A 1,779-nucleotide genomic window follows, 5' to 3' on the forward strand; every position below is an offset into this window, starting at 1 on the left:
CAAGAGCACCACCATCAACCTGATCTGCGGCGTCTTCGGCGTCACCGCCGGGACGATCCGATTCCACGGAGAGCTGATGAACGGCAAGCCGCCGCATCAGCGCCTGCGGGCGGGCATCGCCCGTACCTTCCAGAACATTCGGCTGTTTCCCAACCTTACCGTCTGGCAGAACCTTTGGGTGGCGCAGAACTCCCCTCGGGACGTCTCGGCGCAAGGGTTTCTGCCGCGCTGGTTCGGCGCCACCCGCCGGACGCGCCGGGAAATCGGCGATCTGCTCGAGCTCGCCGATCTGGGACACAAGGACGATGAGCTGGCATCCAACCTCGCGTTCGGGGAGCAGCGCCGCCTGGAGTTCGCCCGCGCCGCGGCCGCCCGCCCGAGTCTGCTGTTGCTGGACGAGCCGGCCGCCGGCATGAACCAGCAGGAGATCGCCGATCTGAGCCAACGCATCCGCCGTGTGCGCGATTCGGGGGTGACGATCCTGTTGGTGGAGCACGTGATGGAGCTCGTCATGGGCGTCACCGGGCAGATCGCGGTGCTCAACTTCGGACGCAGGATCGCTTTCGGCACCCCGGGCGAGGTGCAGGGCGACAAGGCCGTGCAGGAGGCTTACCTCGGGACCGCCGCCCCGGCTTCCGAGCGTGGCGACGGGAGCGCCTGAGCCCATGCTGAGCGTGCGCGACATCGTCACCTCCTACGGCAACATCGAGGCGTTGCGGGGCATCAGCCTGGATGCGGCCGAGGGCGAGATCACCTGCCTGCTCGGCCCCAACGGCGCGGGCAAGACCACGACCCTGTTCACCATCGCGGGAATCCTCGACGCCAAGTCCGGCTCCGTCGTCCTGAACGGCGAAGACCTGACCCGGCTGCCGGCAGCGAAGGTAGTGTCCAGAGGCATCGCGCTGGTGCCCGAGAACCGTCTGGTGTTTCCGGGCATGGACGTCGAGGAGAATCTCCGCGCCGGCGCCTACTCCAGGCGGGTCTCGGCGGCGGAGGTCGCGGCCGACATCGCGGACATGTACCGGCGCTTTCCGCGCCTGGAGGAACGCAGGCATCAAACCGCCGGCACCCTGTCGGGAGGCGAGCAGCAGATGCTGGCCATCGCCAGGGGCCTGATGGCCCGGCCCAGGATACTGCTCATGGACGAGCCGTCGATCGGGCTGGCGCCGATGATCGTCGCGGAGATATTCGACATCATCCGGGAGTTGAACGCGGAAGGCGTCACGATCCTCCTGGTGGAGCAGAACGCCCGCATGGCGCTGAGCGTGGCCCACAAGTTCTACCTCATCGAAGGCGGCAGGATCACCTTTTCCGGGTCGCCCGGCGAGCTCGAGCAGGACGAGGTCATTCACCGGGCCTACCTCGGGTCGCGGCAAGAGTGACGGCCCGGTCGGAGACGCGGTTTGGTCGATTTCATCCAGAACACCGTGGACGGGGTGATGTTCGGCTCGTCCTACGCGTTGCTGGCCATCGGGTTCACCATCGTCTTTGGCGTGATGCGCCGGCTCAACCTCGCCTTCGGCGCCAGCATCATGCTCGGCGCGTACATTGGAACGTGGCTCCATGTGCACTACCAGGTCCACGTGCTGGCGGTCGCCCTGACGACGGTGGCCGGCACCGTCCTGGCGGGCATCTATGTCGAACGCCTGTGTTTCCACGCCGTCCGCCGTGACGCCGCGCTCGCGTCCATGGTGTCGAGCTTCGTGATCTGGATGCAACTGGAAGAAGCCGCGATCCATCTGCTGCCCGAGCGCACCTACGCCTTCCCGGGCTTGTTCG

At 66.8% G+C, this 1,779-nt stretch carries 3 protein-coding genes; all 3 read left to right on the forward strand.

Going from position 1 to position 1,779, the window contains the following annotated elements; genetic code table 11:
* A partial coding sequence (locus tag OXF11_06800) for an ATP-binding cassette domain-containing protein (protein ID MCY4486812.1) occupies positions 1-661 on the forward strand: 661 nt, incomplete at its 5' end.
* Positions 662-665: 4 nt separating this feature from the next.
* Positions 666-1,382, forward strand: coding sequence for an ABC transporter ATP-binding protein (locus tag OXF11_06805; protein MCY4486813.1), 717 nt, complete (start codon positions 666-668; stop codon positions 1,380-1,382).
* A gap of 21 nt (positions 1,383-1,403) precedes the next feature.
* On the forward strand, positions 1,404-1,779 hold a 376-nt coding region (locus OXF11_06810), incomplete at its 3' end, for a branched-chain amino acid ABC transporter permease (protein MCY4486814.1).

The sequence above is a fragment of the Deltaproteobacteria bacterium genome, assembly GCA_026712905.1.
In the GTDB taxonomy this organism is placed as follows: Bacteria; Desulfobacterota; Binatia; order UBA9968; family JAJDTQ01; genus JAJDTQ01.

Coding starts and splice junctions, on each gene's coding strand:
- OXF11_06805 (MCY4486813.1), top strand. CDS start 666: ATGCTGAGCGTGCGCGACATCGTCACCTCCTACGGCAACATCGAGGCG.